At 46.6% G+C, this 6,502-nt stretch carries 7 protein-coding genes; 2 read left to right on the top strand and 5 right to left on the bottom strand.

The window, feature by feature from the left end:
- The first annotated feature begins 79 nt into the window (after window positions 1–79).
- The gene (locus VN105_RS09225) at window positions 80–658 is read left to right on the top strand and encodes a sigma-70 family RNA polymerase sigma factor (protein ID WP_325640099.1); all 579 of its coding nucleotides are present in this window, start codon (window positions 80–82) and stop codon (window positions 656–658) included.
- A complete protein-coding gene (locus VN105_RS09220) occupies window positions 651–1,856 on the top strand; it encodes a TonB family protein (RefSeq protein ID WP_325640097.1) in 1,206 nt (401 codons plus the stop codon). The genes VN105_RS09225 and VN105_RS09220 overlap by 8 nt, the downstream gene beginning before the upstream one ends.
- On the opposite strand, the gene VN105_RS09215 is transcribed toward VN105_RS09220, so the two are convergent.
- The 5 genes from VN105_RS09215 to VN105_RS09195 all read right to left on the bottom strand — a co-directional run.
- Complete coding sequence (locus VN105_RS09215) at window positions 1,857–3,230, bottom strand: LutB/LldF family L-lactate oxidation iron-sulfur protein (RefSeq protein WP_325640095.1); 1,374 nt, start codon at window positions 3,228–3,230, stop codon at window positions 1,857–1,859.
- 46 nt (window positions 3,231–3,276) lie between these two features.
- The gene (locus VN105_RS09210) at window positions 3,277–3,846 is read right to left on the bottom strand and encodes a DUF3109 family protein (protein WP_325640093.1); all 570 of its coding nucleotides are present in this window, start codon (window positions 3,844–3,846) and stop codon (window positions 3,277–3,279) included.
- Between the two features lie 73 nt (window positions 3,847–3,919).
- On the bottom strand, window positions 3,920–4,522 hold the full coding sequence (locus tag VN105_RS09205) for a hypothetical protein (RefSeq protein ID WP_325640091.1): 603 nt from the start codon (window positions 4,520–4,522) through the stop codon (window positions 3,920–3,922).
- Window positions 4,523–4,550: 28 nt separating this feature from the next.
- On the bottom strand, window positions 4,551–5,888 hold the full coding sequence (gene gldE / locus VN105_RS09200; RefSeq protein ID WP_325640089.1) for a gliding motility-associated protein GldE: 1,338 nt from the start codon (window positions 5,886–5,888) through the stop codon (window positions 4,551–4,553).
- Between the two features lie 132 nt (window positions 5,889–6,020).
- The coding region (locus VN105_RS09195) for a single-stranded DNA-binding protein (protein WP_325640087.1) at window positions 6,021–6,502 on the bottom strand (482 nt) is incomplete at its 5' end.

The raw sequence follows: 6,502 nt of genomic DNA, 5'->3' as shown, positions 1-6,502 counted from the left end.
CAAAAAAAATAATAGTATTGCTGGCCTGTAAATCAATATAATTTTAGAAGGGGAAGCAATAAGCGAACAGCCGCCACAAATGTCTTTTATCAAACAAAATATCATGCAGGATGCAGATGATGCCTGGTTGATCGGTGAGTTTAAAGCCACCGGGAAGCTGGACTTTCTTGCAGCCCTTTACCAGCGTTATATGAACCTGGTATACGGGGTGTGTCTGAGATATTTTGATGAAGAAGCCAGTAAAGATGCTGTAATGCTGATCTTTGAGGAGTTAATTGTAAAGCTGAAGCAACATGAGGTCCAGAATTTTAAAAGCTGGCTGCATGTACTTACCCGGAATCATTGTTTAATGAAGCTGCGGGCCATGAAAAATAAGGAATCCCGGCAGGTATCTATTGATGATCACCTCATTGTGGAAAACGGAGAAAACGGGCATCATGAAAATGGAATGTCCCTGGAAGATAACCTGCAGAGCATGGAAAAATGCCTGGAAACCTTACCGGAAGAGCAAAAACGCAGTGTAGACCTGTTCTATCTGAAAGAAAAAAGCTACCGGGAAGTAAGTGCTATCACCGGGTATGAAATGAATAAGGTAAAGAGCTATATCCAGAACGGAAAGCGTAACCTGAAAATATGTATGGAACAACAGGATGACTGATAAGCGGCCACATATAAAACCGGAAGAACTCGCCGGGCTCATCCGCCAATATCTGGCGGGAGAGCTGGATGATAAGGCTATGCATGCCCTGGAACGCCAGGCCCTGGACGATCCGTTCCTGGCCGATGCCCTGGAAGGCTATGCCTTACATGTTCCGGAGCAAACTGCCCACCAGGAAGACCTTGCCACCAGGTTATCCGAAAAGGTGGCCGGCGGCGGCCGCATCCGGCCTATGATTTATCGCATGGCAGCGGCGGCGGCTATTCTGCTCCTGATGTTTTCAGCTGGCTGGTTCCTTTGGTATCAACAGCGAACAGCGCCTATTGCCGGCGTAAGCACCCCGAAGCCGACTCAACAGGCGTCGCCCGTATTTTCCGAACATGGGGATACTGTGCCATCCCTGGCAAAAGCTGATCATCTTGCGGAAAAAAACACACCGGCTGCACCAACCGTACCGGAAACTGCTAAAAAGAAACGGGAAAACCGGGAACAGGCCGCAGGAGCAACAGACAACAGAATAGTGCCTTATATCCAAAATGAGAAGGCCAATGAAACAATTCCTTCTGCAAACAAACGGGCGCCTGATTTAACCAGCGTTCCGGCAGCAGCGCCTGCCGTGCAGGCTGAGCGCAGGGAAGCCCAAAGGAATGTTGTTCCTCCTTCATCTGACAAAAAAGATCAGCAAATAAGAATACGGGGGCAAAACAGTTTGGCACTGGGTAAGCCCGATAGCCAGAAAAACAATGCTTTGAATGAAGTTGTGGTAGTTGGCTATGGTGCACAAAAGAAGCAAAATGTTACCGGTTCGGTAAGTGTGATCCGGGAGCAACCTGTTACTGATTCCGGTATACAGGTGGTGGTAGCTGGTAAAGCGGCAGGACTGGAGGTATCATCAGATGCTGATAACATGGCGTACCGGGAACCCGCTGCGGTAACGGGGGAAACTGCCTTCGCGAATTACCTGAAAACCAAAACGGTTAACCCGGATAATAAATATACCGGTACAGTGCGTGTATCCTTTATTGTTATGCCAGATGGCAGCCTGCAGGATTTTAAAATTATCCGTCACCTGAATGAGTTGTGTGATGCCGAGGCTATCCGCGTAATCAAGGAAGGTCCTGCATGGATACCTGCTTCAGACGGGAAGCCGGCCAAAGTAAAGATCAGGGTAAAGTTTACGGTAAAAAAAGATGAATAGCTATTTCCGTTCTTTCCATAGCTGGTTAAAGGACTTGGCCGCAAACACGGGGAGTTCACGGTTATCTCCCCAGCTTTTGGCAAAGAATCTTCTCAGCAGGAAATTTTTCATTTTGCCACTGGCCATATTCATCATTTTACGGCTGCTACAGCCTTGTTTCCACATAAACCAGGCAAATTTCTCTCCACCGGAAGTATAGTTTTCTTCTACAGCCTTCTGACGGTTGTGCAGTAACAATTCATGCAGATTAATACGCACCGGGCATACTTCGGTACAATTGCCGCAAAGCGATGACGCAAAGCTCAGGTGCATGTAGGAGTCCATCCCTTTCAGGTGAGGAGTGATCACGGAGCCGATAGGACCGCTGTAAGTGGCGGCATAAGAGTGTCCGCCAATATTTTTATAAACGGGGCATGCATTGAGGCAGGAGCCGCAGCGGATACAGTAAAGACTTTCGCGGGCGGTGGTGTCCTGCAGGATGTTGGTGCGGCCGTTGTCCATCAGGATCACGTACATTTCTTCCGGGCCATCTGTTTCCCCTTCCTGGCGCGGGCCGCTGAAAATACTGTTGTAAGCGGTTACCTGCTGGCCGGTACCATAGGTAGCCAGCAAAGGCCAGAACAGGCCCAAATCTGTAATAGAGGGCAATACTTTTTCAATGCCCACCAGTACGATATGCGTTTTCGGAAATGCAGTGGTTAAACGTGCGTTGCCTTCATTTTCTGTAACGGCAATAGAGCCGGTATCTGCTATAATAAAATTGGCGCCGGTGATGCCTACTTCGGCCTGGAGGTATTTGTGGCGCAGCTTTTCGCGGGCTACCAGGGTTAACTGTTCAGGAGTAAGACCCGGATCAGTACCCAGTTTTTCCGCAAATAAACGGGCCACATCTTCCTTGCTTTTGTGCATGGCTGGTGTAACAATGTGGTAGGGCGGTTCTCCGTCAAGCTGTTGTATATACTCCCCGAGATCTGTTTCCACGCATTCGATGCCGTTGCTTTCCATGAATGCATTCAGGTGTACTTCTTCCGTAGCCATTGACTTGCTTTTCACAATGCTTTTGCATTGTTTCGCCTGGCAAATGGCCAGTATTTCCTGTTGCACCTGTTCCGCGTTTTCAGCCCATATCACCTTACCTCCGCGGCGGGTAAAGTTCTGCTCAAATTCTTCCAGGTGATTATCCAGGTGCTCAATAGCTCTCCACTTAATGTTTTTGGCTCTTTCCCTGGCTCCGGGCAAATCCGTAAACTGTTGTTTACCGGCTTTTACAGCTGTATTGTATTTACCTATATTGAAGTTGATCGTCTGCCGGTGGCCGAGATCGGACGCTTTCTTTTCACTTTCTTCCAGAAAAGTAGATGCTATCTGATGCATAAGCAAGCAATATTCCTAATTAAAGATAGTTAAATCTGAAAATGATTTACCCGTGTTCTTTTCTTGCGATGTTATCCAGCACTTCATAAAATTCCGTGCCGTATTTTCTGATCAAAGCATCTTTAAGGAAACGATACACTGGTACTTGCAGGGTTTTACCGTTTTTACAGGCAGGTTTGCAAACGTTCCAGCGGTCATAATTTACCGCTTCAAATGTTTCATACTTCTTAATACGGATAGGGTAGAGATGACAGGAAATGGGTTTTTTGAAATCAACCACGCCGTCGTTGTATGCCTTTTCAATACCGCAGCCTACTATGCCATGATCGTCTATAGTGGCGTATGCACAGATGCCTTTATTTACGATCGGGGTTACATATCCATACTCATCATCAACGGTATTAGTACCGGTATGCTCAATTTCACGGATACCGTCTTCCCGGAGGTAGGACCTGATCTTCGGATAAATTTTCTTCAGGGTTTTAACTTCTGTTTTATCCAGTGGGGCGCCACAATCGCCTGCCACACAGCATGCTCCTTTGCAGGCCGAAAGATTGCATACGAATTGCTCCTCAATTACTTCGTCACTTATGTATTTATCGTCAATAATGATCATCGGGAATGGCCTTTTTGCCTGAAACAGTATACAGGCAATCTTATTAAGACCACAAAGTTACAGTATTCGGCGCTTATCTCCAGCGCAGGGTTTCCACCATATGCCACATATCCTGTTCCAGGAATTTGTAAACAGGTGCGAGGGAATCTGCATTGGGGGTAACATCAAAATAGAGGGCTCCCCGGAGGAAATGTTTTACGGAATCTGTGGCAAAGAACTGTTTGGAAGAAGCAGCGTTGCCGCCTACTTCGTAGAAAGTACCGTTTACGTTATTCGCGGTATGGATCCGGTTTTCATCGATGTATTCTGCCTTATAGGTGTGTTTGTAAGTCATTTTAAAGGCATCGTCTACCAGTTTTTGGAAGCTGTTGTTACCAGGGCCGATGATCTTGTAGCTCATATAGATCTTCCCGTTCAGGGAGGGAAAGTCGATATTGATCCAGTAGGGATTTTCCGGCGCTGCACCAAAAAAGGAGGTGTCTTTAACGATATTGGCGTATGCAGGATACTCAAATGTATAGGGGTATCCGGGCATATCAAAGATGCGGTATTTCCGTTCAGGGAATTTTACCTGGAAATAGCCCCGTGGCTTTGGTGTAGGTACGTTTTCACAGGCGGCAAATATACAGATCAGCCCTATGATCAGGGCGGGCACCTTTCCATTAATCGCTGGCATTTTACGGTTATTTAGCAGGCAGTTATACTTATTCAGCGGCATCCGGCCTGATGGTTACCTGTACTTTCTGGATTCTCATTTTATTGACTTCCAGTACAGTGAAATCGAAGTTATTGTAGTTAATAACGCTGTTTTCTTCAGGAAATTTTCCGGCCAGTTCCAGTATAAGACCACCGAGGGAGTCACTTTCACCTTTTACAGGTTCAAATGTTTCAGGAGAGATGTTCATAATGCGGCAAACGTCGTTCAGCATGGTTTTGCCTTCAAATACGTAGGTGAAGTTGTCTACTTTACTGTAGTTAAATTCTTCTTCATCAAATTCGTCTTTGATATCGCCGATCACTTCTTCCATGATATCTTCCAGTGTTACAATACCGGAGGTACCACCAAATTCATCCACCACTACGGCAAAGTGCATCCGCCTGCTCTGAAATTCGGAAAGCAGGTCTTCGATCAGCTTATGGCCATGTACGAAGAAAGGCTGGCGCATTACTTCGTGCCAGTCGAAGGTATTTCCTTTATCGAGGTGGGGCAGGAGGTCTTTTGTATGAATAACCCCCACAATATTGTCCAGGTTATCCTTATAAACGGGTAAACGGGAGTAATGCAGGTCTGCCACGCTTTTTACGATGTCGCCAAAGGAGCTGTCGTATTCTACGCCATTTACGTCCAAACGGCCGCGCATGATCTGTTTTACGGTGATATTACCGAATTTAAGGATCCCTTTCAGGATATTCTTTTCTTCCTGGGAAGCGGTGGCATCCACACTCATTTCGATGGCCTGATCAATTTCCTGGTAATTCACCGGGCCGGTGCCGCGGTGAAAGAAGCGGTCTTCAATGCTGGAGCTGAGACCAACAAAAAAATCGCTGACCGGCTCCATGGTGGCGTGTACGCCGCTTACAAACCACGCGAAATACGTAGCAAAACGGATATTGTTCTGGGCGGCCCATACCCTGGGGAGTATCTGGCCGAAGAACAGCAGGATCAGGCAGATGGCGGAAATCCTTACCAGGAGGGAAACTACCGGCAGTGTTTGCAGGTCTTCCATCTGGGTAATAAGGTAATTGGTGATCATGATAAACGCGATCATGAGCAACACACCTGCTATCTGAAGGGAAGCGAGCAGTGATTTGGGCTTTTCCAGCAGCCTGGTGATCAGTTTGCCGGAGGCATTCTGTCGTGTTTTAAGCACATTCAGATCCTTGTGATTCAGGGAAAAGAAGGCCACCTCTGCACCGGAAACAATGAAGGTAAGCAGCAGGAGAATAAAGATAACAAGCAGAAATACCACCACGTTAGGGGCGCCAATTGGTGCGCTGGCTTGTAAAAAATAGGATACGTAGCTTGCCGAAAGGATGCCCAAGATGTTCAACTTTGATGTAATTAATCAAAAATAGCGGGAAAGTAATTCATAGAATTGCTTTCCCTGCACGCAAATATAAGTAATGTCCCTAAAAGGGATTACATAGGTCGAAAAGTTAATATTTTTTTGCAACTAAAAAGGCAGATCGTCTGCGGGTTCGTTCAGTGAAGGTGGTATTTCCAGTCCCGGAAAGTTTTCTCCACTACCTGAACCTGTACTGCTATGGTGAGGTATGGGGTGATCTTGGTTGTTGAGGTCCATGCGTTTATCCAGCATAACCAGGTTGTCTCCTACAACTTCAGTGGCAAATTTTTTATTGCCTTCTTTGTCTTCCCAGCTGCGGGTGCGCAGGCGGCCTTCAATATAAACAAGACTGCCCTTGTGCAGGTATTTTTGCGCCAGTTCGGCCAGTCCCCGCCATAGCACCACTGTATGCCATTCTGTTTGTGAAATGAGCTTGCCGGCCCTGTCTTTGAATGTTTCAGTGGTAGCCAGTGAAAATTTGGCTACTGCAATATTACCTTCCAGAAACTGTACATCCGGATCTCTGCCCAAATTGCCTATCAGGATTACTTTATTAACACCTCTCATAGTTGTAGGTTTTTTTAGTCTAT

The sequence above is a fragment of the Chitinophaga sp. genome, from assembly GCF_035564935.1.
Taxonomy (GTDB): Bacteria; Bacteroidota; Bacteroidia; order Chitinophagales; family Chitinophagaceae; genus Chitinophaga.
The sequence above is the reverse complement of the archived record's forward strand: the minus strand, read 5'-3'. Positions and strand labels throughout refer to the sequence as shown.